17 protein-coding genes are annotated in these 24,008 nt (G+C 39.9%); 14 read left to right on the top strand and 3 right to left on the bottom strand.

Annotated features, from left to right (window positions below; genetic code table 11):
* Window positions 1–130: 130 nt before the first annotated feature.
* The 5 genes from FD723_RS04620 (at window position 131) to FD723_RS04600 (ending at window position 5,132) form a co-directional block, all read left to right on the top strand.
* On the top strand, window positions 131–748 hold the full coding sequence (locus FD723_RS04620) for a hypothetical protein (RefSeq protein ID WP_179064282.1): 618 nt from the start codon (window positions 131–133) through the stop codon (window positions 746–748).
* Window positions 749–1,098: 350 nt separating this feature from the next.
* Window positions 1,099–1,638 (top strand): YqeG family HAD IIIA-type phosphatase, encoded by a 540-nt coding sequence (locus FD723_RS04615; protein WP_179069028.1) that lies wholly within the window; start codon window positions 1,099–1,101, stop codon window positions 1,636–1,638.
* A 362-nt stretch (window positions 1,639–2,000) separates the two neighbouring features.
* Entirely contained in the window at window positions 2,001–3,110 is a 1,110-nt protein-coding gene (gene proB, locus FD723_RS04610; protein WP_179064281.1) for a glutamate 5-kinase, read from the top strand.
* A 297-nt stretch (window positions 3,111–3,407) separates the two neighbouring features.
* The gene (locus FD723_RS04605; protein ID WP_179064280.1) at window positions 3,408–4,601 is read left to right on the top strand and encodes a DUF262 domain-containing protein; all 1,194 of its coding nucleotides are present in this window, start codon (window positions 3,408–3,410) and stop codon (window positions 4,599–4,601) included.
* Between the two features lie 6 nt (window positions 4,602–4,607).
* On the top strand, window positions 4,608–5,132 hold the full coding sequence (locus FD723_RS04600) for a HEPN domain-containing protein (RefSeq protein WP_179064279.1): 525 nt from the start codon (window positions 4,608–4,610) through the stop codon (window positions 5,130–5,132).
* A gap of 94 nt (window positions 5,133–5,226) precedes the next feature.
* Here the strand turns inward: FD723_RS04600 and FD723_RS04595 are convergent, their stop codons facing one another.
* Window positions 5,227–6,189, bottom strand: a complete 963-nt coding sequence (locus tag FD723_RS04595) for an ROK family protein (RefSeq protein ID WP_179064278.1) — start codon at window positions 6,187–6,189, stop codon at window positions 5,227–5,229.
* Window positions 6,190–6,317: 128 nt separating this feature from the next.
* Window positions 6,318–6,932 (bottom strand): Uma2 family endonuclease, encoded by a 615-nt coding sequence (locus tag FD723_RS04590; protein WP_179064277.1) that lies wholly within the window; start codon window positions 6,930–6,932, stop codon window positions 6,318–6,320.
* Between the two features lie 1,093 nt (window positions 6,933–8,025).
* Here FD723_RS04590 and FD723_RS04585 point away from each other — a divergent pair.
* Window positions 8,026–9,003, top strand: coding sequence for a sucrase ferredoxin (locus FD723_RS04585; protein WP_179064276.1), 978 nt, complete (start codon window positions 8,026–8,028; stop codon window positions 9,001–9,003).
* Between the two features lie 149 nt (window positions 9,004–9,152).
* Here FD723_RS04585 and FD723_RS04580 read toward each other — a convergent pair whose 3' ends face one another.
* Window positions 9,153–10,742 (bottom strand): helix-turn-helix domain-containing protein, encoded by a 1,590-nt coding sequence (locus FD723_RS04580; protein WP_179064275.1) that lies wholly within the window; start codon window positions 10,740–10,742, stop codon window positions 9,153–9,155.
* 1,021 nt (window positions 10,743–11,763) lie between these two features.
* Here FD723_RS04580 and fdxB point away from each other — a divergent pair.
* The 8 genes from fdxB to FD723_RS04540 all read left to right on the top strand — a co-directional run bounded on the left by fdxB (window position 11,764) and on the right by FD723_RS04540 (window position 23,804).
* A complete protein-coding gene (gene fdxB / locus FD723_RS04575) occupies window positions 11,764–12,057 on the top strand; it encodes a ferredoxin III, nif-specific (RefSeq protein WP_179064274.1) in 294 nt (97 codons plus the stop codon).
* Between the two features lie 493 nt (window positions 12,058–12,550).
* Window positions 12,551–13,540 carry a cytochrome c oxidase subunit II gene (locus FD723_RS04570; RefSeq protein WP_179064273.1) on the top strand — a complete coding sequence of 330 codons (990 nt, stop codon included), beginning with the start codon at window positions 12,551–12,553 and terminating at the stop codon, window positions 13,538–13,540.
* 92 nt (window positions 13,541–13,632) lie between these two features.
* Entirely contained in the window at window positions 13,633–15,321 is a 1,689-nt protein-coding gene (gene ctaD / locus FD723_RS04565; RefSeq protein WP_179064272.1) for a cytochrome c oxidase subunit I, read from the top strand.
* Between the two features lie 261 nt (window positions 15,322–15,582).
* Window positions 15,583–16,179 (top strand): heme-copper oxidase subunit III, encoded by a 597-nt coding sequence (locus FD723_RS04560; protein WP_179064271.1) that lies wholly within the window; start codon window positions 15,583–15,585, stop codon window positions 16,177–16,179.
* 86 nt (window positions 16,180–16,265) lie between these two features.
* A complete protein-coding gene (locus FD723_RS04555) occupies window positions 16,266–16,751 on the top strand; it encodes a hypothetical protein (protein ID WP_179064270.1) in 486 nt (161 codons plus the stop codon).
* Window positions 16,752–16,950: 199 nt separating this feature from the next.
* Complete coding sequence (locus tag FD723_RS04550) at window positions 16,951–17,562, top strand: cupin (RefSeq protein WP_179064269.1); 612 nt, start codon at window positions 16,951–16,953, stop codon at window positions 17,560–17,562.
* Window positions 17,563–17,618: 56 nt separating this feature from the next.
* A complete protein-coding gene (locus tag FD723_RS04545) occupies window positions 17,619–18,104 on the top strand; it encodes an ArsC/Spx/MgsR family protein (protein WP_179064268.1) in 486 nt (161 codons plus the stop codon).
* A 252-nt stretch (window positions 18,105–18,356) separates the two neighbouring features.
* Window positions 18,357–23,804 carry an ATP-binding sensor histidine kinase gene (locus tag FD723_RS04540; RefSeq protein WP_179064267.1) on the top strand — a complete coding sequence of 1,816 codons (5,448 nt, stop codon included), beginning with the start codon at window positions 18,357–18,359 and terminating at the stop codon, window positions 23,802–23,804.
* The last annotated feature ends 204 nt before the right edge of the window (window positions 23,805–24,008 follow it).

Below are 24,008 nucleotides of genomic sequence, written 5' to 3'. Positions count from 1 at the left end.
AGAAACGAATGAAACACTAAATTGCAACAATTAGTGTTGTTTAAAATCCTGGAAAAAGCATTTTAGTTGATAGAGATTTTTAATCCAAAATCTACAATCCAAAATCTAAAATTGCTATGAGGTTCTGAGAATGGCTTATAGCGACTTTACATTAAGTAAATTTAAAAATTCATTCAGCATCCGCATTGATGAAGAAACTAACTTGTTTGCCGATATAGAACCTTTACAGGCAAGTGAGAAACTCAAAAATTCTTTAGAAGAAACTACAGAACTAGCTTTAGCAATTAATACTGAAAAAGCTCGTTCAGAAATGATTATCACTCCGATATTGTTGGAGGTAAGGCGCAGGGCTAATTATCCAATTAGTTTATTTTCGGGAACCGATTTTAATGTAGATGCAGAAAAAGGACTAAATGGCTATTGTGACTTTATCATTAGTCGTTCTAAAGAGCAACTAACAATTAATGTACCAGTGGTGGTTATTATTGAAGCCAAAAATGAAAATATTAAAGGTGGATTAGGTCAATGTGCCGCCGCAATGTTGGCAGCACAATTATTTAATCAACAAGAAGGAAATGAAACTAGAAAAATTTACGGTGCGGTAACAACTGGTGATATTTGGAAGTTTTTGAAGTTAGAAGAAAACGATATATTTATTGATTTGAGTAGTTATTACATCAAAGAGATAGATAAGATTTTAGGGATTTTATCTCAAAGTGTTCAGGGCGATATTCCAGGACGGAGTTAGACTAACTAAACTATATTGGGTTAGAGGTTGTTTGAAAAGTCTAATTTATTACTAGCCCTGGCGATTAGAAATCGCGGCTACATGAGACTTTACCCACCTTTCCTGCGGAACGCCAAGGGCGAAAGTAGGTTAAAAACCCTTGATTTTTCAAGCTTTCCACGGAGGTGGACTTGGTTTATGTAGTAGCGATTATATTCGCCTAAAACTTTTCAAACATCCTCTTATGCTTATTTGCCTGAAGCTACTTAAATTTGACTGTTGACCGAAAACGACTCATGATACAAGCCTCTAAATTTATTTATGTGGATCATTAATTTTGAATTTTGAATTCGGAGCGAAGCGACGTGACTATGACATGGAACAATCTTTTACAGCCTGACTTGATTTTAGAGGGTTCAGTGTTGAACCTAACACCAGATATTATCCAAAAATACGGGCTTAAAGGGCTGGTATTGGATGTAGATGAAACTTTGGTACCCTTTACAGTCGGAATAGCTTCCCCAGAACTACGGGAGTGGGTGGAGCAAATTCGCACTTGTACTGCACTGTGTTTGGTGAGTAACAATCTGAGTGAAGCGCGAATTGGTGGAATTGCGCGATCGCTCAACTTACCTTACTATCTGGGTGCAGCCAAGCCTTCCCGCCGCAAAATTAGAGCCGCACTCAGGGGAATGGATCTACCAGTCCATCAAGTGGGGATGGTAGGCGATCGCTTATTTACCGATGTCATCGCAGGTAATCGCCTGGGAATGTTTACCATTTTAGTGGAACCGATTGTTCATGCTGACGCGGCTCTCCGCTCTCATCCCATCCGCAACTTTGAAGTTTGGATATCTGAAATTCTGGGAGCCTCTATTACCCCCAAGAAAAGGAAGATTCACAAAAGTTGAGAAATCGTCAGGAAAGTAAATCTAAAGAAATAATTAAGGAATCTTAATGTGATTCAAAAATCGGGGATCATAAGTATTAATAACATGGGGTCAGCCAAAAAAGACCCTAACTCATACTAAGTAAATATACTTCCGTAAAGCGTCAACCTTCACTATAGAGGGATTGGCGCTTTACAATTTTGGATTTTAGATTTTGGATTTTGGATTGAATCTAATGTGGGTAGATTTAAAGGCTAAAAGCTTGTTTCTATCGGCTTTAGTCTGTTTATCTGGCGCCTGCTTTAGGGTAGGGGTCTAAAAAACTTATGCAAGATGTCTAATCTAAAATCTAAAATCTAAAATCTAAAATCTAAAATTGAAAGATGTCATTAACAATTGTTGTCAAAATCGGCACTTCTAGCCTAACTCAACCAGAAACGGGACAATTAGCACTTTCTACCATAGCTACTTTGGCGGAAACACTTTGCCATTTAAGACGCCAAGGACATCGGGTGATTTTGGTTTCATCTGGTGCTGTGGGGGTAGGTTGTGCGCGGTTGGGGTTAACTGAACGTCCCAAAGCGATCGCACTGAAACAGGCTGTAGCAGCAGTTGGGCAAGGCAGATTAATTCGGATATACGATGATTTATTTACTACTCTGCAACAAGCGATCGCTCAAGTATTATTGACACGCAGTGACTTGGTGCAACGCAGTCGCTATCTCAACGCCTACAATACTTTTCAGGAATTACTGGGACTGGGAGTGATCCCTATAGTCAATGAAAATGATACCGTCGCAATAGACGAACTAAAATTTGGTGATAATGACACCCTTTCGGCATTGGTTGCTAGCCTAGTAGAAGCAGATTGGCTATTTCTACTTACCGATGTTGATCGGTTGTACTCAGCCGATCCGCGTTCCGTACCCGATGCGCGACCGATCGCTTTAGTTAGTAGCATTAAAGAATTAACAGAATTACAGATACAAACAAGTTCCCAAGGTTCCCAGTGGGGTACTGGTGGGATGGCGACAAAAATTTCAGCTGCGAGAATTGCGATCGCTGCGGGGGTACGTACCGTAATTACCCAAGGGCGATTTCCCCGAAATATCGAAAAAATTATCCAAGGTGAACTGATTGGAACGCATTTTGAACCGCAACCCGAACCAACTTCAGCGCGTAAACGTTGGATAGCTTACGGACTTGTGCCTGCGGGGAAATTGTATTTAGATGAAGGTGCGATCGCGGCAATTTCTCTAGCAGGAAAATCCTTATTAGCTGCTGGAATTAAAGTAGTAGAAGGGGAGTTTGACACACAGGATGCCGTGCAATTGTGTGACAGCAACGGTAACGAAATTGCTAGAGGGCTTGTGAATTACAACAGCAATGAACTGCAAAAGATTCGCGGCTGTCATTCACGAGAAATTTCTACAATTTTAGGTTATGCCGGTGCAGAAACCGTGATTCATCGGGATAATTTGGTTTTGACTTAGTAAGATCAAGCTAATAAATAAAAGCAAAAATTGAGACAAATAAACATGGTTATTTACACGGCAGATAAATGTATACTATAATTCATGTCAAAGACTTTATATGCTTTCAGACTAAAAGTTTGAAACTATACATACTTAGCTCACTTGTGTAAGCTAGTAACCTTATAGCGGTTTCTGACCTAATGAGGTACGTATTCAAAGCTACTAAGCTTGGTAAAAAAGATTTGGGTGTACTTCAGTTGCTTAGGAAATGCCATATAAAGTTAATTTAATTAGCCAGATTCATTTAAGTAGCAGATGCAGGATAATTCTGAAGTTACGTTAAATTGGTTTGAATCTTATGATGACTCCCCAGAGGAGGAATCATACACGATAAATGAGTATGAGATAACAACATCTCCTAATGATTTTAATACTCGAACAATGTATGACTTTATGGAGTCTGGTGCAATTAAAATACCAGCTTTTCAGCGTAACTATGTATGGGATATTAAACGAGCTTCAAAATTAATTGAATCTATTATTATTGGTTTACCTATTCCACAAATATTTCTGTATGAAGAGTCAAGAAATAGTTTCCTTGTGATAGATGGACAGCAACGGCTGATGTCCATTTTTTATTTTATAAAGCAAAGATTTCCAAAAAAAGATAAAAGAAATTTTTTGAGGAGAGTTTTTGAACAAAATGGTAAAATACCTGACAACGTTCTTAATGATGATGAATATTTTACGAGTTTCAATCTCCAGTTACCTGTAAACACGCCTCAACAACCAAATAAATTAAATAAACTCAATTATTCTACACTTGCTGAATATAAATTTGCATTTGATTTAAGAACGATTCGGAATGTTTTTATTAAGCAAAACTTTCCTGAAAATGATGATTCATGTATATATGAAATATTTAATAGACTTAATTCCGGTGGTGTCAATTTGAAGCCTCAAGAAATACGAATGAGTCTTTACTATTCGGACTTTTACACAATGCTCTACAAACTGAATACTCTTCCAGAGTGGCGTAAAATCATTGGTGTCAATGAACCAGACTTGAATATGAAAGATATTGAAACCCTGTTGAGGGGATTTGCAATATTAATGGAATGGGAAGGATATCAATCTTCAATGGTTAAGTTTCTTAATGACTTTTCTAGAAAATGTAAGAAATTGAGTAAAGAACAAATAAATTATCTTGAAATTTTATTCAACTCTTTCTTACGAACCTGTTCAAATTTACCGGAAAAAGCTTTTTATTTAAAAACAACGAAGAAATTTAATATATCTATGTTTGAAGCTGTATTTTTTGCTCAGTGCAGCAGTGCATTTAAAGAACAACGCTTAGTAGAAAGAAAGATAAATCCTGAAAAGCTTGAATCTCTGAAAAATGATGGAGAATTTATAACAGCTATACAATCTCAAACAACAAGTAAAGAAAATGTAAAAAAAAGGCTTGAAAGAGCAATGAGTATTTTATGTGAGCAAACATTATCTTGAGGTAAAATGGGAGATACTATTGTTGATCGCATATATAAAGAAAACTTAGAATTACTCCAATATCTTAACCAACAAAAAGAAATATCTTTTGCTAGTCAATTCGATGCAACTTTTAAAAAATCCCTTCTCTTGTCATCAGCAAGCTTTTTTGAGGAAGAAATTTGTAAAATAGTCCAGACTTTTGTTGAGCGTAAGACTAGTAATGATAAGTGTATAACTTCTTTAGTTAAACGGAAGGTAATTGAAAGACAATATCATACTTACTTTGAATGGGATGGCAAGAACGCAAATAAGTTTTTTGGATTGTTTGGTGAGGAATTCAAAAATCAATTAGTACAAAAAATAAAAAAAGAGCCTAGATTGGATATTGCACTCAAAGCTTTTTTAGAGTTAGGCAATATGAGAAATTGCCTAGTTCATCAGAACTTTGCAAACTATACAATCGATAAGACTGCTAAAGAAGTATATGACTTATATCAAGAGGCTATGGTATTTGTGCAATGGCTATCTGATAATTTCGATAATTCCTAAATTTTGGCAATGTATTTAGTCTTAATCAAGGAAGTATAAATGTCTTATCTAAAAGTTTTCTACAGCAATGATTCGGTGATTTTTTTAATCTACTTTATTCAGCCATCCTGATTTCAGCCAATCTCACACCGCCCCACAACGGCGCATCATCCCCCAGAAGCGCCGACACAATTTCAAAATCAACTTCCGGTAAAGCCGTCTCCCGCGCCACCTGACGCACCACCCGCCAGAAATCCTCCCCCGCCTTCGTCACACCGCCTCCCAACACAAAGCGCTGCGGATTCATCAAGTTCGCTACATTGCCAATACCCACACCCAACGCCCAAGCAGCCTTGTGTAAAACTTCCTTCGCCAAATCATCCCCAGCCGCTGCCGCCTCACTTACCAACTGCCCCGTCAGCAAAGTTAAATCATTCCCCACCAAACCCCTCAAAACCTCTCGTCCTTGGCGTCTTGGCGGTTCGTTCTCCAAAATTTCTCTAACATTTTGCGCCATATAAGGCCCCGACGCCAAACGTTCCACACATCCCCGCTTACCACACAAACAAACTGGCCCAGCAGGATCTACAACCACATGTCCAATTTCGCCAGCCATCCCACCAGCACCCCGCCAAGGTTGGCCATTGAGTATCCAACCACCACCCACGCCAGTGCTGACAGTAATATAAAACAGGCTATCGTATCCCTGTCCCGCACCAAAGCGATGTTCACCCAAAGCAGCAATATTAGCGTCATTATCTACATCAACAGGAACGCCAAACTCCTCTTCCAACAAGGCTTTGAGAGGAATATTTTCCCATCCAGCGACATGATGAGATAGTCGCACCGTTCCCGTGGAAGCATCAACCGGGCCACCAAAACTGACACCAATCGCAGCAGGTTTTGTATCTTCCAGCAAAGAGTAAATTAGCGATCGCATTATTTCCAAGTCAGTGCTAGCATTTGCATTTACTGGTGAGAGACGACGTTCATAACGCAACCACTTTCTCGAACCAATATTTACCAATGCTGCTGCTAGCTTAGTTCCGCCAAAATCGAGAGCTAAAATTAATGTCATGGTTTTGAACCTTTCCAATAAATGCGATCGCACATTTTCTGGCACTCGATCAATAATGGATTGTTATACTAAAGTGCTTTTGTCAGCTTAAATAAAGCTTTTAATAGTAAATTATGGCAGAATGTGCGTTAGTTAGCTGCATCAAAAATCTGTTGCGCGGTTAAATTTAATTGAGGAAAGGTAGGTGATGAAATCGGAGTCTGACCTTGAAACGGTGTCATTTGATATTCACCATCAACTAATTCGCAGACAAAAATAGTGGGTTGCTTAGGATTGCCGATAAACTTTCTTGCGCCCAATGCAGCATAATCAGCAATCCAATATTCAGGAATGCCCATTTCTTCATAATCCCTAAATTTATTGTAGTAATCATCTCGCCAGTTAGTTGAAACAACTTCAATAACTATTGGAACCGATGTTGCTTGGCTTACTGTTGACTGTTTTTGAAAAAGCGGTTCATTGTCGAGATTATTAAGATTTAGCAGTAAAACATCAGGCGAATAAGCGGATTCGGCAGTAGGAGTTTTGACTAATGCGGTTTTGGGTATAGTGTAGGGAAGGTTCAAGCGATCAAACTCGACAGTTAGCTTACGAGCTATAAATCCTACAACTTTTTCATGCGATCCGGTTGGGGGTGGCATTTCAATAATTACTCCCTTGTGTAATTCATAGCGTTTACCATCGTTGGGATACCATTCGCTAAATTCATTGAAGGTGAGTAATTTTGGCAAGGCTTGGGTCATAATCTTACCTCCACATCTGCTTTACTTTATCAAAATATTCACAATTTCCGTTGGAATAATTCAGTTTTGCATAGAAGTAGAAATATGCGATCGTCACAGCTAGATATTTGGATTAGTGAGTGCGCCTTTACTAGCAACAATTTGTCACAATTGCCAAGCTTTATCTATTAAATTGAAACTATCAATGCTTTTTCTAGTAAGCGATCTCCACGATGAAATCCCTGTTCACCGTGATTTAAGCAACGTCCTAAAGACAACAAACTGTAAAGAAATCATAAAGATTCCTAAATACTTGCATTTCTTATTGACTTCAGTTAGAGTCAAAGCAGATGCCTATCATCAAACCCTGACATGAGCTTCAGGAAGTTAGATTAGGTAAAACCCTAAATACAAAATTCGTTAGTGTTGATTTTAGTGACGCTGATAACAATTAGTCACTAGTTTTCATTATTAACTTATCGCACATCAAGTACGGGGCTGTAAAGCATTTGCCCCAATTTAATTGTTTTTATTTTTCTCAACCAATTGAGAATTATTTGCAATATGGATAGTTCGATAGATAGTGTGGAAGAAATCTTAAAGCAGTATGGCTTACCAAAACGATCGCTGTTTATTAAATGTTTCCGCATCTACCTTTAGGAATATGTCTCTCACGAGAGCGGCACAGAATTATATCTTTATGTGTAAAAACAGGATCTATAAGTAGCTATGTAGATAATTTAAGTAAAACTTTAAACAATTAGATTGTTGCTAGAAATATTTTTGGTTGTAGTATCAGCTACATCAATATGTTCAGAAAAGCCGAGTTTCCGCAAGTGAAAATTTATGGAATACCAGATAACAATAAAACTAGATACAAAATTAACGCCACTCATACGGAAAAATATCTCTTGACACTGTTTATCTCTATTGTGGAGAATTTATTAACCGGAAAGACCTCGATCAATAATGATGTTATAAAGTGGCTACCTAGTTTTAGCTGGGAAATGAATATTGTTCTTTTTATCTCCTTCAGCCAAGGATTTGTAGCTAAGAACACAATTGTATTTTGTAATACCTTTTGTCCATAAAATACGCTAATGAGTACAGCGAGATGAATACTTTTTTTTGTTCTGATGATTCACGTCAAGTAGGAGAAGATGTTATTGGTAGTGCCACCAATTATCAAACTTATATTTTAGTTGAGTGTCCTTTACCTTGGACATCAGAACCCTTTAATTCCAAATGGGTGCCCCAGAATTTGAGGATTTTGGTAGAAGAAGTGAAGCGTGCTAAACTACCGATTAGATTTCTTTTAATTGCTAATGATGTATCACACAAGGTAAATCAAACTACGCTTCTGATTTATCAAAAAGAAGAGGGGCTAAGTAATGGATACCATAAACAAGAGTTTAAGCTAGCAAATATTGAGCAAGTAGCAGGAGTTGTCCAAAAATGGATATGGGGTATCGATTCTAATTTGGAAGTAGAAACTAGTACAACTAGAGATATTTTAATTTGTACCCACGGTAGCCATGATAAATGTTGTGCGAGATATGGCGCTCCTTTTTACTTCCATGTAACAGCGAAAAATGCTGATTTGTGCTTAGATAATGTGCGAATTTGGAAATCATCGCACTTTGGTGGACATCGATTTGCACCAACAGTTATAGACTTACCAGAAGGAAGATACTACGGTCGTCTAGATCAAGATTCATTTAGATCGATTTTGACTCGGACTGGTGATATTCAATGCTTACATCAAGTCTATCGAGGCTGGGGAATTCTGCCTGCTGCACTTCAGGTTTTGGAAAGAGAACTAATTCTCTCTAAAGGATGGGATTGGTTTAACTACAAAGTTGCAGGTAAAATTTTAGAGCAAAGTTTAGACAATAATACTATCCTAGCTGAACTAAGTTTTGAACAACCTTCTGGTTCTCTCTACACTTACCAGGCTAAACTTGTGAGAGATGAAACCAAGACTCAACAACTGAAGAGTTCATGTAATGCTACAAGAGAGTTAGTAGTTACTAAATATGCTGTCGGTAGTCTTTGGATTAGCTCTAGTAAGGTAATGAGTTATAGTACGTAAAAGAGGAGAGTTTTTAAACGCAGAGGGCCGCAAAGAGAAGCGCAGAGGTACGCGGAGTCTTGCTGTATTTGGTATAACGCTGCACAAATTCGTAACAAAATCTCTGCGTATCTTTGCGTTTCCCTCTGCGTTTAAATTCCAAATCAAGATTAAGTCATATTTAAGACTTTTCGTAACAGAACTTGGTCTTCTAATTTGGCTTTTAAACGACCATTTTCAATATCTCGAATCCAGCTTTGGCTTTTACCTGTGAGTTTTGCCAATTCTCTCTGGGAAAGATTCAAATTTTTTCGCGCTTGCAAAATCTGTTCGCCTAGCAAATCGTTTGTAGTTTTAGGTTTCCTTTTGGCTTTGGCAGTTCTTGTTTTCTTTTTTTCTGATTCTGAAATTTGCTGTTCCCATTCTGGTGGGAGTTCAAAAGCCAAAATCCGCGCATTCATTAGCAGATTCCATTTACCACGGGGGCCTGTGTCTGTGAGGCGAGTTTCAGCACCACCGTCATTAGTCCAAAATTCTAATGCTTCATCTGGATCTTCGGGAAGATCAACTAATTTCGCCCACAAAGGTTGAATTTCTGGTGGGTAGGTAACTGGATCAAAAAGCGGTTTCATTCCATAGTGATTGAGAATTTCTAAATCGCTTTCAAAGGTTCGCAGCAAACGTTTGCGTTCTTCCCGTTGTCTGGATGCAAGGGCGACTTTTTCTTCACCGTAAGCAATACGCAGCAAGGTAGGAATGGTGATGCGTTGTTCTTTGCCCATTTTGGTTTTAAACAGCAACCACAGCATTAGTCGAACTGCGCCTTCATGTTGCTGCCAAATGCTCATAACTGTGGTTAGCAGTGTTTTGGGAAGACTGCCGTATTGATAGAATGCGGTTCGCTCTTTACACGCTTGTTTGTTTAAGAAATATTGTGCCCAAATACCTGCTTTTACTTTAAAAGTTAGCCCAATTAGATATTTGCATCCGAGATTGTCTTCTTGAAAGTGGTGCTGAATATCTACTAAGTGCCATAAGCGGCTGTTTGTAACAGAGAATCCGTTAATTCGACCTTGTTGGGGCCAGTCAATGGAGATAATCAGAGAGCAAGCTTGCTGAACGATATTTTTCATTAAAGCTAGCTTGGCAGCTTTGCTCAAATCCTTGCGTTTCTCCATCCCCAAATATTTCTCGATTTGTCGCTCATCGATCGCAAATTCTTGCTCCCAAGGTTGCTCTAAGGCTGTAGCATAAGCTGCAAAAATTAGATGTATGCAGGCGGCTCTGATGTCAAGTCCCTCAATTGCTGCTACATCTGTGGCCTTGTCGTTAACTTTTAATGGATCTTGGATATGAAAAGCGATCGCACCTCGCCCTTGATTGACTTGTCGGCTGTAACTTATATAGCCTTCTTCATCGGTTTCCCAATGTAGGGATGTGCGTTGCGCTAGAACATTACAAGCCTCCCAAATTGCGATCGCTGACGCAAATGGGTTATTCTTACCATTAGAAAACAAGTCTAAGCTGCTAGCATCTCTCGGTTCAACTTTGCATCTCCCTTTTTTCGCCTGCCAAGGAATGGGAGAATTAGTTGGACAAGCTATTACACATTGCGGTTTTGAATAATAGCCCTCACAATTATTACAAAGACCAGGATCAACCCAGTATTCATTGTCCTCTATTTTGATTGCACCCGTAGGACATTGGGGGCGGCAGTTGTCACATCCAACGCAACTGTTGTTAGGAATTGTATAAGGCATTTGGCTCTTTTCCCACTCTAATCGTTGAGATGTCTGTATCAGGTCTCCCCTGGATGAGTCCTGTTTATTCATGACTCGCTACCACATTATCTTTCTGGCGAGAATAATCTTTTCTCACCACATTCACTTCCCACATCCATATTTGGCTTTGTATCCAATTGGAAGCTATTTAAGGCTTTAAAACCAGACCTAATAAAACTTCTTATTAACTATACATTTCATGAAAAAAATGATTAATTTGTTCGTGTCGAGCTTAGAAAAAAATCTTAACATTTATTTAATTACGTATTTAATAAACAATTTAGATTTGACCATAAAACCTTACCCAACGTCTTTTTAGGAAAAAATTCAGCCTCTTACAATTGGACTTCATCTGATTTGTTAATAATTTTAATATTTAAGGTATGACAATATTCTGCCATAAAGTTTACAGTTCCTTCATAAAGTAATTCTGTTTATTCTGGTCAAGTAATAATATTCCTTTTGTCACCATTTATCTAAATATTTAAATCAAAGTAACTTAAAAATTGTTGCTTTCTAAACTACATATTGCAGATATCAAAATGTAACTAATGAACATATAGTCTGGTATATATGTATACTGTTTATATAAATTTATTTCCCTAAATCTAAAAATATTTGCAAAAGAATATCATTACTCTTATAGATATAGTTGCATTTGCTGGAAATAATAGTTAAATCGGCAGTTCTACTTTTTATTTATGCTCTATATGGAAATGGCTGATTGTAGGCTGCTGCCTCCAGTCAGATATTGAGTCAGAGACTCGATGAAGGCATTCCCATGCAGAGCGTAGGAATCAGGAATGAGAAAGATTTATAATAATTATTGGCAATGATTTTCATCTATAAATTGAAAGAAAAACAATTTAAGATTGTGTTCAAAGTCATCGAAATTTGATGAGATAAAAGTAAGTTTTGAATACAAAAGAATAAAAGATTAGGATAGTATGATGATTAATGCACAAACAGATTGACAGGCAAAATTGCCGAGGATTTATTCATGGCACAACTAACAGGTTTGACATTTGGCGGTAAGGCTTGGACACCAAAATTTGCTCAGGAAATTGATAAAGATAAATGTATCGGCTGTGGCAGATGCGTTAAAGTCTGTGGCTACAATGTGCTTGGATTGAAGGCGCTCAATGAAGAAGGCGAATTTGTGGATGATGAAGATGATGATGAAATTGAACGGAAAGTAATGGCAGTTACTTCTCCAGAGAATTGTATTGGTTGTGAAGCTTGTTCACGGATTTGTCCGAAGAACTGCTACACCCATGTTGTATTAAACAATTAAGGTTTTTGGAGTTAGTCAAAATTGTTGTTAATTCAAGGAGGCACTGTTTTTAATCAGCGCCAAGGCGCTAGGCAAGGTAACTTGAGGGGAATATTTAATATTTACTGGAATCAATCAAAAGTTCACAGTAAACAAATCCGTAAATCGTAAATTGTTCGCTATTAACAAATTTAAACTTGCTGCTAATATAGCCTAATCAATATTAGGACTAACAGTGCCCCTTGGAACAACTAGCTTTTCTGAAAGCAGGGGGCTAACTTTGTGGTATGAGTTGAAATATAATTTGTAATTTTGTGGGGGAAGGATATGGAAAAAATCTGGAAGTTTCCCCCTTTTTTAATGGCTGCACGTTAGAAAGTTAATAAGTGAAAAGGAAATGGTAAATGGGGAATAGGGAATGGGGAATAAGTAACAATGCCCAATGCCCAGTGTCCAATCCCCAATTTCCACAAAATAACACCTCTAAAGATGGTTTACAAAGCAGGTAGCAGGTATGCAACAAGTTCCTGTTTCACTATGGACTCTGGTTGCTGGGATAGTAGTTACAGCAATCAGTATTTGGATCGGACAAAACCACACTCTCATGCCGGTGCAGGCATCGTTACAAGCGCCTTTGGTAGACGGTTTTTTCAACGTCATGCTTACCATTGCGATCGCACTCTTCTTGGTGGTAGAAGGAACTATTCTGATTTTTTTGGTTAAGTTTCGTCGCCGTCGCGGTGATGATACCGATGGTTTACCAATAGAAGGTAACGTTCCCTTAGAAATCTTTTGGACAGCAATTCCTACAGTAATTGTCCTCGGTTTGGGCATCTACAGTGTAGATGTTTTTAACCAAATGGGCGGTTTTGAGCCTGCCGGTCATCCTCATTCAGCAGCTCATGTTGCTCATAAGTCGGGAACTGCGATTGCAGCGACACTCAGCGATGCTTCTGAAGCAACAACAGCCCCGACAATTGCCCCAACAATCGGTATCGGCGCGTCTCCTGAAACCCTTAACAAACCAGCCGACTTAGTTGTTGATGTCAAAGGCATACAGTATGCCTGGATATTTAATTACCCCGATAGTGGCATTACCTCTGGGGAATTGCACATACCCGTCGGTGCTGATGTGCAACTCAACCTTTCAGCACAAGATGTAATTCACTCATTCTGGGTGCCAAACTTTCGGCTGAAGCAAGATGCACTTCCTGGTATCCCTACCGAACTACGATTTGTTGCCACTAAACCAGGTACATATCCCGTAGTTTGTGCTGAATTGTGCGGTGGTTATCACGGTTCAATGCGGACACAGGTAATTGTCCACACGCAGACAGAATATGATAGCTGGCGGACAGAAAACCAGATTGCTCAACAGCAAAACCTCAATCAAGTCGTTGCAGTTAATCCCGCCGACTTATCAACATCAGAGTTTCTCGCGCCCCACACCCATGATATGGGAATTAGTGCAGCAACTCTAGAGTCATTGGTCATTGGTCATTAGTCATTGGTCATTGGTCATTAATAACTGACAAATGACAAAAGACAAAGGACAAAAAAACAAATGACAAATGACAAAGGACAAAGGACAAAAATATGACGCAGGTAGAATTTCCACGGAATACTCCACCAGAAGAAAATAAACCGGAAATGGTGGCTGGCCACACCTCACATTTGAAGGCGTGGAAATGGCAAGATTATTTTACATTTAATGTTGACCACAAGGTTATTGGTATTCAATACCTGGTGACAGCGTTTGTGTTCTATCTCATCGGTGGACTGATGGCTGTTGCTATCCGTGCCGAATTAGCAACACCAGATGCAGACTTACTCGACCCCAATCTGTATAACGCTTTCATGACCAATCACGGGACGATTATGATCTTCCTGTGGATTGTCCCTAGCGCCATTGGGGGATTTGGTAACTTTTTGGTGCCGTTGATGGTTGGTGCTAGGGATATGGCTTTCCCGAAGCTAAATGCGATCGCCTTTTGGTTAAATCCCCCAGCCGGTGCGCTGATATTAGGTAGTTTCTTTTTTGGCGGTTCCCAATCTGGTTGGACAGCTTACCCACCATTGAGTTTGGTGACAGCACCAATCGCTCAAACTATGTGGATATTAGCGATCGTCTTGGTGGGAACTTCTTCAATTTTGGGTTCACTGAACTTTGTGATCACCATTTTGATGATGAAGGTTCCCAGCATGAAATGGGATCAAGTGCCCTTATTTTGCTGGGCAATCTTGGCAACCTCCCTACTGGCGCTTCTCTCCACACCTGTATTAGCAGCCGGTTTAATTCTGCTGTTATTTGACCTCAACTTTGGTACCTCCTTCTTTAAACCAGATGCAGGCGGTAACGTTGTAATTTATCAACACTTGTTCTGGTTTTATTCTCACCCGGCAGTATATTTAATGATTCTGCCCATCTTCGGTATTATGTCCGAGGTGATTCCAGTCCACGCCCGCAAGCCAATCTTTGGTTATAAAGCGATCGCTTATTCTAGTGTCGCCATCTGCGTTGTCGGTTTGTTTGTCTGGGTACACCACATGTTTACCAGTGGTACACCCGGTTGGATGCGGATGTTCTTCACCATCTCTACCCTGATAGTTGCAGTTCCCACTGGCGTGAAGATTTTTGCCTGGGTTGCTACCCTATGGGGTGGTAAAATTCGCTTCACCACAGCGATGCTTTTCGCCATTGGCTTGTTATCCATGTTTGTCATGGGCGGCTTAAGCGGTGTGACAATGGGAACAGCCCCCTTTGATGTTCACGTCCACGACACATATTATGTAGTCGGACATTTTCACTACGTTCTGTTTGGCGGTTCCGTGTTTGGCATCTACGCCGGCATTTATCACTGGTTCCCCAAAATGACCGGACGAATGCTGAATGAAGCTTGGGGACGCGTTCATTTCGCCCTCACTTTTATCGGCACTAATCTTACTTTCTTACCTATGCACGAATTGGGTTTGAAAGGAATGCCCCGACGAGTGGCAATGTATGACCCCCAATTTATTGACCTCAATCAGATTTGTACCTTTGGTTCATTTGTTTTGGCGATATCAGTAATTCCTTTTGCCATCAACATCATCTACAGTTGGCTGAAAGGGCCTTTGGCTGGTGATAATCCTTGGCAAGCTTTGACCTTAGAATGGACAACTAGCTCACCACCAGCAATTGAAAACTGGGAAGTTTTGCCCATTGTGACTCATGGCCCTTATGACTACGGTCACGGTCATAGTACGGAAATACAGCCATCTGCAACACCGGAAGCTAGTGCTTAGTACAGCTTTGTTTGCGTAAAAGCGTAGCGTTTTTAATGCAAGCCGACGCATTCATAATGCAAGCCGATGCATTCACAATGCAAGCCAACGAATTAACATTGTCGGGTATTGCTAAATTTAATTCGCTACGAATTCATGAAATGCTGTACTTAGTTAAGAAATAACTCTTGTGGGTTTGGACATCCGAAAATCCATCCCACAAGAAAATCAAGATTGTGAAGAATTCAATTGCCCGACGCTTCACCTTTAAGGGTAAACAATATGACCGTAGCTACGACAAGCGAAGATCACAGCGCAGGACACGAAGAACATCCAGATTTAAGAGTTTGGGGTCTATTAACGTTCCTTGCCTCTGAATCCCTAATGTTTGGGGGATTTTTTGCTACTTACTTATTTTTCCGGGGTACTACAGCAGTTTGGCCTCCAGAAGGAAGTGAAGTAGAACTACTTGTGCCGACAATTAACACCATTATTCTGGTGTCTAGTAGCTTCGTGATTCACTTCGGTGATACAGCGATTAAAAAAAATAACGTCAAGGGAATGCAACTGTGGTATGCAATTACTGCACTCATGGGGGCAATTTTCTTGGGTGGTCAGGTTTATGAGTATTCAACATTAGGATACGGACTGACTACCAACGTCTTCGCCAACTGCTTTTATATCATGACTGGGTTCCACGGTTTGCACGTTTTTGTGGGACTGTTATTGATATTACGTGTATTGTGGCGATCGCGTCTCCCCGGTGAATATTCTGCAACCAATCATACTTTCATCGAAATGGCAGAAATTTACTGGCACTTCGTAGACATTATTTGGATTGTTTTATTCACTTTGGTGTACGTTCTTACTTTGTTTTAACAAAAGTTAGGAGTGAGAAGTGAGGAGCTAATAATTTATAACTTCTAACTCCTAACTCCTAACTCCTAACTATCCAGGAGTTCATTATGCAAACTAATACAAACAAATTCTCATGGTTCCAGGTTCCAGAAGATATCAAAAATCTATTAATTTTAGCTGCACAAAACTGGGAAAATACATCAGAATCGGAAAAATATATTCAACAAGCTTTAGCACAGACTGGTGAAAATACAGATGTATTAGTAGCAGCTTATAGATTTTTCTATTATAAAAATAATTATTCTCTTGCACTACAAACAACAACCAAATTATTAGATAAAATTAAAGAAGTAGAAAAATTCCCTGATGACTGGGAGCAACTTAAGCCTATATTAGTCAATCGCAAAGAAGACCCGCAAATTCGATTGTACTTAAATGCTTATGCTGCTTCTGGATTAGTACTAGCAAAGTTGGGAGCAATCGAGGAAGCAAAAGAAATCAGCACCAGAGTCAAACAGATAGACGACAAGAATGATTTTGGTTCTGGAATTCTGCTGGATATTTTGACACGCCCAGCAGAAGAAGACGATTAATTAGTCAGCAATGAAAAGTCAAGGTGAAAATCATGAACAATTGGTTATCTACTAAATCCTATTCTCTATTAGGATCGGCTACTGATAGTAACTCTATCTTTCCTCCTATCAACATACCTGCAAAATTTCCTGTAGGTAATATCCCTAATGTCTCACCGATCATTGTGATCCAATCTTCTCCGTTATCAATTTAAAAGTTATGAAAGGTAGGGATTGGCTGCTAACAGGGGACGGTCAGTATCAAGCCTGTAAATCTGTAAGAGCATGGGATTTATTGAGAGAAAATTACCGCCTTTATCGGTTTTTAACTGAGGTGGAAGATGTTCTCAATAGCAGTGACAATGAAACCAATTGTCTGCCAGAAATTCGGATGCTCGTAAGGCGCTTGATAGTAAATTCCTACTGGGTGCGAAGTCAACATTTAGAGCCTTCGCCTAAAACGGGAACCTCTGTTTTACTCCTATATGATGAATTGGGTTTTCCGTTGACGGTGCAAACAGTAACATTTGCACCAGGAACCCGTTCAAACATTCATAATCATGGAACGTGGGGAATCGTGGCGGTGCTAAAAGGCCAGGAAAAAAATACTTTTTGGCGACGCACCAATAGCCCAGAATTTCAGGACAAAATTGAAGCAACGGGAGAAGTAACTCTCTTCCCAGGAGACATTATTAGTTTTACTCCCGATGCAATTCACAGTGTAGAAGCAGTGGGTGAGGAACCAACTGTGACTTTTAATATTTATGGCGAAACCGATCCGAATGAGAGGTTTGAGTTTGACTTAGTTAGCCATAAAGCTAGGAATTTTTAATTTCATCGGTTCGTAGTTGGCGCTTTAGCGCTAAAAGGTAATTAGGAGATAGTTGCATGGCAAGAGTAAGTTTCTATAGCAAACCAGGCTGTAAAGGTGGTACTAAGCAAAAAGTTTTGCTCACAGCAGCCGGTCATGAGGTGATACCATACAACCTGCTAAAAGAACCTTGGACAGTTGAACGGTTGCGCTCATTTTTTGGCGATCGCCCCGTAGCCGAATGGTTTAATCTTTCCGCCCCCAAGGTAAAATCTGGTGAGGTGGTTCCTGAAAAAATCGATGCCCAAACCGCTTTGGCGCTGATGCTGAAAGAACCATTGTTAATTCGCCGTCCTTTATTAGAAGTAGGCGAACAGCGTGAGGTAGGATTTGATGTACAAAAGATTGATGCTTGGATTGGCTTACAAGCTGTGGATGAATCCTTGCAAGAAATCAGCGACAAGCTTTTGAAGCAAGATTTGCAAAACTGTTCCCACGGTAAAGATCATAATCATAGTCAAGGTTCTCAACAACACCAAAAGCAAGGCAACTGTAAACATTAGTACCGAACTTGAAAAGAGGACTTACGCAAAGGTACACGTGGTAGGGGCAATTCATGAATTGCCCCTACTGTAAAATCAGAGTTTGGGCTATTGTTTGCGTAAGTCCTGGAAAATTCTACATTGCAAAGACGCGATTTATCGCGTCTCTTGCATTAACTCTCAAGTATTAAAACTATGTATCATTTTGTCTCATATGTTACATGGTTAACTTGCATGGGCATATTAAGAATGCTTCTATTGCAAGAAAAAACAATGACAGCTACTCTATCTGGTTATCAACTCCTTGAAACCCTTCACTCCGGTAGTAAAACCGTCATTTATCGCGGACGACGAAAAACCGATAACCTCAGCGTTATTATCAAAACTCTCCTTGACGAACACCCACTCTTAGAAGACATTGCGCGACTGCGCCACGAATATCAAATCATTGAGCCTCTGCAAATTTCTGGCATTGTTAAACCCTACGAGTTAAAAAATTATCAGCACGGTTTGGCTTTGGTTTTGGAAGACATTCCAGGTTGCTCGCTTAAAGAACTGATTGCGACTCAAACAACCACCTTGATTATTTTTCTCAAGGTGGCGATTAATTTGGCACATATATTAGGCGAACTGCACGCCAAACACATTATTCATAAAGATATTAAGCCACACAATATTCTCATTGACTCGGATTCTGGGGAAGTTAAACTGATTGACTTTAGTATCTCTTCCCGCCTCGATAAAGAAAATCCCATCTTGAGCAATCCTAATTTGCTTGAAGGTACACTTGCTTATATGTCGCCTGAGCAAACAGGCAGAATGAACCGAGCAATTGACTTTCGCACCGACTTTTATTCGTTGGGTGTCACTTTGTATGAAATGCTCACAGGTACTTTGCCATTTCATACTACCGATCCGATGGAGTTAGTACACTGTCATATTGCCAAAACGCCAGTCGCACCTTGTCAAGAAAGTGTGTGCCGGATTCTGGAAGAAGTGCCAGAGGCAATTAGTGCGATTATTTTAAAGCTGTTAGCAAAAACAGCAGAGGAGCGATATCAAAGCGCTTGGGGACTAAAAGCTGATTTAGAAGAATGTTTATTTGAACTGCAAGCCACTGGCAAGATTGCCAACTTTGTACCGGGAAGACGTGACAAATCGGGGCATTTTTTGATTCCGCAAAAGCTGTATGGACGCAAAGCAGAAGTAGCAACTTTGATGGCAGCGTTTGAGCGAGTGGCAGGTGGTAGCAGCGAAATCATGCTCGTTTCTGGTTATTCGGGGATTGGTAAAACCTGTGTCGTCCATGAAGTTCATAAACCAATTGTGGGAGCAAGAGGTTATTTCATTGCAGGTAAGTTTGACCAGTTCAAACGTGATATTCCCTATGCTTCTCTGATTCAAGCATTTCAATCTTTAATTCAGCAATTACTCACCGAAAGCGAAGCTCAAATCCAAAAATGGAAAAAGAAACTATTAACTGCATTAGGCGACAATGGGCAAGTTATTATCGATGTAATTCCAGAAGTCGAACTAATTATTGGTCAGCAGCCACCTGTGACCCAACTGGGGGCGACTGAATCTCAAAATCGTTTCAACCGCATTTTTGGGCAATTCATTGGCGTATTCACCACTAAAGACCATCCTTTGGTTGTGTTTCTTGATGACTTGCAGTGGGCAGATTCGGCATCATTGAAATTCATTGAGTTATTGATGACGAATACCGAGCGCCAATATTTATTATTAATCGGAGCATACCGCGATAATGAAGTTTCTCCTACCCATCCCTTGATGATGAGTTTGGAGAAAATTCAAAAAGCAGATGCAGTGGTCAATAACATCGTTCTCTCACCGTTGCAGTTAACAGATGTGGAAGCCTTAATTAGCGATACGTTGAATAACACAGAAGGCACTGAGCAACTTGCCGAATTACTATTCCACAAAACCGCAGGGAACCCATTTTTCTTAACGCAACTGCTGAAAACTCTACATCAGGAAGACTTGTTAACATACAACTTTCAATCTGGAGTGTGGCAGTGGGATCTTAAAGATATTCAAGCCATTGGCATCACTGACCTCAATGTGGTTGAACTGACAGCGAGAAACATTCGCAAACTCTCACTAGAGACGCAAAAAGTTCTGAAACTAGCTGCTTGTATTGGGAATAGTTTTAATCTGGATGTATTGGCGATCGTTAATGAAGCATCTTCTCTCAAAACGGCGGTGCAATTATGGTCTGCCCTGCAAGCTGGGTTAATTCTGCCGTTAAATCAAGACTACAAAATTCCTTTAGTATTTGCTCAGGAAGAATCAAGTGGTATTACCTTAACCGATCTGAAAGTTGACTACAAGTTTTTACACGATCGAGTACAACAAGCAGCTTATTCTCTGATTCCTGATGAGCAGAAAAAAGCAACACATCTGAAAATTGGTCAATTACTACTGCAAAATACTACACCAGAAGAACGCAAAGAAAATGTTTTTGCTTTAGTGAATCAACTCAATTACGGGACTGAATTACTAATTTACGAAGCAGAAAAATATGAACTCGCTCAACTTAATTTGATAGCTGGACAGAGAGCCAAATCTGCAACTGCTTATGAGTCTGCTGTCAAATACTTGAATGTAGGTTTGGAACTGTTAGCGCCAGATAGTTGGCAAAGTCAGTATCATCTGACATTAGTACTGCATCAAGAAGTAGCAGAGGCAGCTTTTTTAAGCGGTGACTTTGACGAAATGCAGAGATTCATTGTGGTAGTGCAAAACCACGGCAAAACGCTACTGGACAAAATGAAAGTATACGAAGTCCAGATCCAAGCCTATATGCCGCAGAACAAGATAATTGATGCGGTTAATACAGGACTAGAAGTCTTAAAGCTTTTGGGGGTGGAGTTTCCCGAAACAGTGACTCCTTTAGATATTGGGCAAGCGTTAGAGGAAACAAAATCGATTTTGAGTGGGAAGGAACCTTCGGACTTGCTCTACTTACCTCAAATGACCGACCCGCATAAGATGGCAGTCTTGAAGCTACTGTCAAGTCTATTTATTGCCGCTTACTTTGGCGCTCCAGAACTTGTACCCCTAGTGATATGTAAACAAGTCAATCTATCTGTTCAATATGGTAATGCTTCTGTTTCTCCCTTTGTATACTCACTTTATGGTTTTCTTCTCTGTGGGGTTGTCGGAGATATCGAACGGGGTTATCAGTTTGGTCAATTAGCTTTAAGTTTGCTTTCAAAGTTAAATGCCAAAGAAGTCAGCACCAAGACGTTCCAAATAGTAAATGCGCTGATTCGACATTGGAAAGAACCTGTCAGGAAGACCTTAGAAACTTTTCAGGCAATTTACTCTAGCGGACTGGAAACTGGAGATTTAGAATATGCTGCCTATGGTGGGTTTCAGTATTGCTTCCAATCATATTTGGTAGGCAAGCAACTAACTATTGTTGAACGAGAAATGGCAACCTACTGGGATGCTATTAAGAAAATCAAACAAGAAACATCGCTTCAATATCAGGAAATCCATTGGCAAGCTGTTTTAAATATGATGGGCAAAAACCAAAATCCCTGCATTTTCAGGGGGGAAGTTTACGATGAGCAGAAAATGCTCCCGATTCATCAGCAAGCCAACGACCAATTAGCAATTCAATTTTTATACTTCCACAAACTTCTGCTTTGTTATTGGTTTGAGAATTACTCCCAAGCGCTGGAAAATATTGTTCAAGTAGAAAAATCTTTTGGTGCTGCTGCTGGGCAGGTAATTTCTGCGATCTTCTATTTCTACGATTCTCTGGTGCGGCTGGCAGTGTATGCCGATAGTCCACAGTTAGAGCAGCAGGGCATTGCCAGCCGCGTCCAAGCTAATCAAGAAAAAATGCAAAAATGGGCGCATCATGCCCCAGAGAATCATCTGCACAGATTCTATTTAGTGGAGGCAGAACGACATCGGGTTTTAGGCGAAAAAATCGCAGCGATGGAAATGTATGACAAAGCGATCGCTCTTGCTAAAGAAAACGAGTACATCAACGAAGAAGCACTGGCTCACGAACTGGCTGGTAAATTCTATTTGTCATGGGGTAAAGAAACCATTGCTCAAACCTACATGACCAATGCTTACTATGCTTATAGTCATTGGGGAGCTTTAGCTAAAGTCAAATATTTAGAGTCAAAATACCCCCAATTAATTACCCGAAATGCAAATCCACAAAAACTAGAAAAGAATTACAAAGAACTTACACTAAACACCTCCACGACTACCGGAGGTTCTCACCTGCTTGACTGGATGACGATGATGAAAGCTTCACAAACGTTGTCAGGAGAAATGGTGCTAACTCGCCTGCTCGAAAATTTGATGAAAAATATCATCGAAAATGCTGGCGCTCAACAAGGTTACTTTATTGCCAAGCAGGAGCATCAATGGATTCTAGAAGCGGTGGGAATAATTGCAGGTAAGGAAGTTAGCGTTGTTGTCAACTCTGAGGATAAAACTAATTCCACCTCACTCCCCATTGCCTTATTCAACTATGTCGAAAGAACTAGAGAAAATCTGGTTTTAGAAAATGCTGTGAAAGACTCCCGCTTTGCCGCTGATAGTTATATCGTCACTCAGCAATCCAAATCGATTTTGTGTTTACCTCTGATTCACTCTGGCAAATTTACTGGGATTCTTTACCTAGAGAATAATCTGATTTCTGGTGCTTTTACTTTAGAACGAGTGAATGTGCTGAGTTTATTGATAGCTCAAATTTCTATTGCGATCGACAATGCCCGTCTCTATACCAACTTGCAAACCTACTCACAACAACTCGAAGCGAAAAATGCAGCTTTGCAAGCATCTGAAATCCGAGAGCGAGAAAAAGCTGAAGAACTGGCACAATCGCTACAAAAACTACAACAAACCCAGTCTCAACTTGTACAGACTGAGAAAATGTCGAGTTTAGGGCAATTGGTGGCTGGTGTTGCTCACGAAATTAACAATCCGGTTAATTTTATCTTTGGCAATCTGAACCATGCCAACGAATACACTCAAGAGGTACTGGGACTACTGGAACTTTACCAGAAACATTACCCATCTCCCCATCCAGAGATTCAGGAACAAGCGGAAACAATCGATCTAGAATTTTTGCTGCAAGACTTGCCCAAGCTACTATTGTCTATGCGGGTTGGGGCCGATCGCATTCGCAAAATTGTTGCTTCTTTGCGTACCTTCTCCCGCATGGATGAAGCCGACAGAAAAGCGGTGAATATTCATGAGGGCATTGACAGTACTTTGATGATTTTGCAACATCGCTTCAAAGTGAAGTCAGACTCTCCCGGTATTGAGCTGATTAAACACTACGGCAACCTACCCCTAGTAGAATGCTATGCAGGGGAACTGAATCAGGTGTTTATGAATGTGTTGAGTAATGCGATCGATGCTTTAGAAGAAGCATTAGTGAAAAATCCCGAAAAAATCACTAGTCCAACCATTACTATTTACACTGAAAAACTGGATGCTCATCAAGTCGAAATCCGCATTGCAGATAATGGTTTGGGTATGCCAGAGTCGGTTCGGCAACGCCTATTCGATCCGTTTTTTACTACAAAACCTGTGGGCAAAGGCACGGGTATGGGCTTGTCTATTAGCTACCAAATTGTTGCCGAAAAACATGGTGGCTTGCTCTCTTGCACCTCAAAACCCAGCGAAGGAGCGGAGTTTCAAATCCGAATTCCCGTTCGCTAACAAGTCAAACAATTTTGGATTTTAGATTTTAGATTTTAGATTTTAGATTTTAGATTTAAGTAAATCGGCAGAAATAATCATCACTGGTTTGTAGTTGCGCTTTAGCGCTAAAGCGCAACTACGAGCCAAATACAGAGATTTTGGATTGAAGATTCAAAATCCAAAATCCAAAATTTAAAATCTAAAATTCGGTCAGCGAGAATG

Source organism: Nostoc sp. C052 (genome assembly GCF_013393905.1).
GTDB lineage: Bacteria > Cyanobacteriota > Cyanobacteriia > Cyanobacteriales > Nostocaceae > Nostoc.
This window is presented reverse-complemented; position numbering and strand designations above follow the sequence as displayed.

What these genes read in the sequence shown, in the direction of transcription:
- FD723_RS04620 (WP_179064282.1), top strand. Translation starts at nt 131, where the DNA reads ATGGCTTATAGCGACTTTACATTAAGTAAATTTAAAAATTCATTCAGC.
- FD723_RS04615 (WP_179069028.1), top strand. Translation starts at nt 1,099, where the DNA reads ATGACATGGAACAATCTTTTACAGCCTGACTTGATTTTAGAGGGTTCA.
- proB (WP_179064281.1), top strand. Translation starts at nt 2,001, where the DNA reads ATGTCATTAACAATTGTTGTCAAAATCGGCACTTCTAGCCTAACTCAA.
- FD723_RS04605 (WP_179064280.1), top strand. Translation starts at nt 3,408, where the DNA reads ATGCAGGATAATTCTGAAGTTACGTTAAATTGGTTTGAATCTTATGAT.
- FD723_RS04600 (WP_179064279.1), top strand. Translation starts at nt 4,608, where the DNA reads ATGGGAGATACTATTGTTGATCGCATATATAAAGAAAACTTAGAATTA.
- FD723_RS04595 (WP_179064278.1), bottom strand. Translation starts at nt 6,189, where the DNA reads ATGACATTAATTTTAGCTCTCGATTTTGGCGGAACTAAGCTAGCAGCA.
- FD723_RS04590 (WP_179064277.1), bottom strand. Translation starts at nt 6,932, where the DNA reads ATGACCCAAGCCTTGCCAAAATTACTCACCTTCAATGAATTTAGCGAA.
- FD723_RS04585 (WP_179064276.1), top strand. Translation starts at nt 8,026, where the DNA reads ATGAATACTTTTTTTTGTTCTGATGATTCACGTCAAGTAGGAGAAGAT.
- FD723_RS04580 (WP_179064275.1), bottom strand. Translation starts at nt 10,742, where the DNA reads ATGCCTTATACAATTCCTAACAACAGTTGCGTTGGATGTGACAACTGC.
- fdxB (WP_179064274.1), top strand. Translation starts at nt 11,764, where the DNA reads ATGGCACAACTAACAGGTTTGACATTTGGCGGTAAGGCTTGGACACCA.
- FD723_RS04570 (WP_179064273.1), top strand. Translation starts at nt 12,551, where the DNA reads ATGCAACAAGTTCCTGTTTCACTATGGACTCTGGTTGCTGGGATAGTA.
- ctaD (WP_179064272.1), top strand. Translation starts at nt 13,633, where the DNA reads ATGACGCAGGTAGAATTTCCACGGAATACTCCACCAGAAGAAAATAAA.
- FD723_RS04560 (WP_179064271.1), top strand. Translation starts at nt 15,583, where the DNA reads ATGACCGTAGCTACGACAAGCGAAGATCACAGCGCAGGACACGAAGAA.
- FD723_RS04555 (WP_179064270.1), top strand. Translation starts at nt 16,266, where the DNA reads ATGCAAACTAATACAAACAAATTCTCATGGTTCCAGGTTCCAGAAGAT.
- FD723_RS04550 (WP_179064269.1), top strand. Translation starts at nt 16,951, where the DNA reads ATGAAAGGTAGGGATTGGCTGCTAACAGGGGACGGTCAGTATCAAGCC.
- FD723_RS04545 (WP_179064268.1), top strand. Translation starts at nt 17,619, where the DNA reads ATGGCAAGAGTAAGTTTCTATAGCAAACCAGGCTGTAAAGGTGGTACT.
- FD723_RS04540 (WP_179064267.1), top strand. Translation starts at nt 18,357, where the DNA reads ATGACAGCTACTCTATCTGGTTATCAACTCCTTGAAACCCTTCACTCC.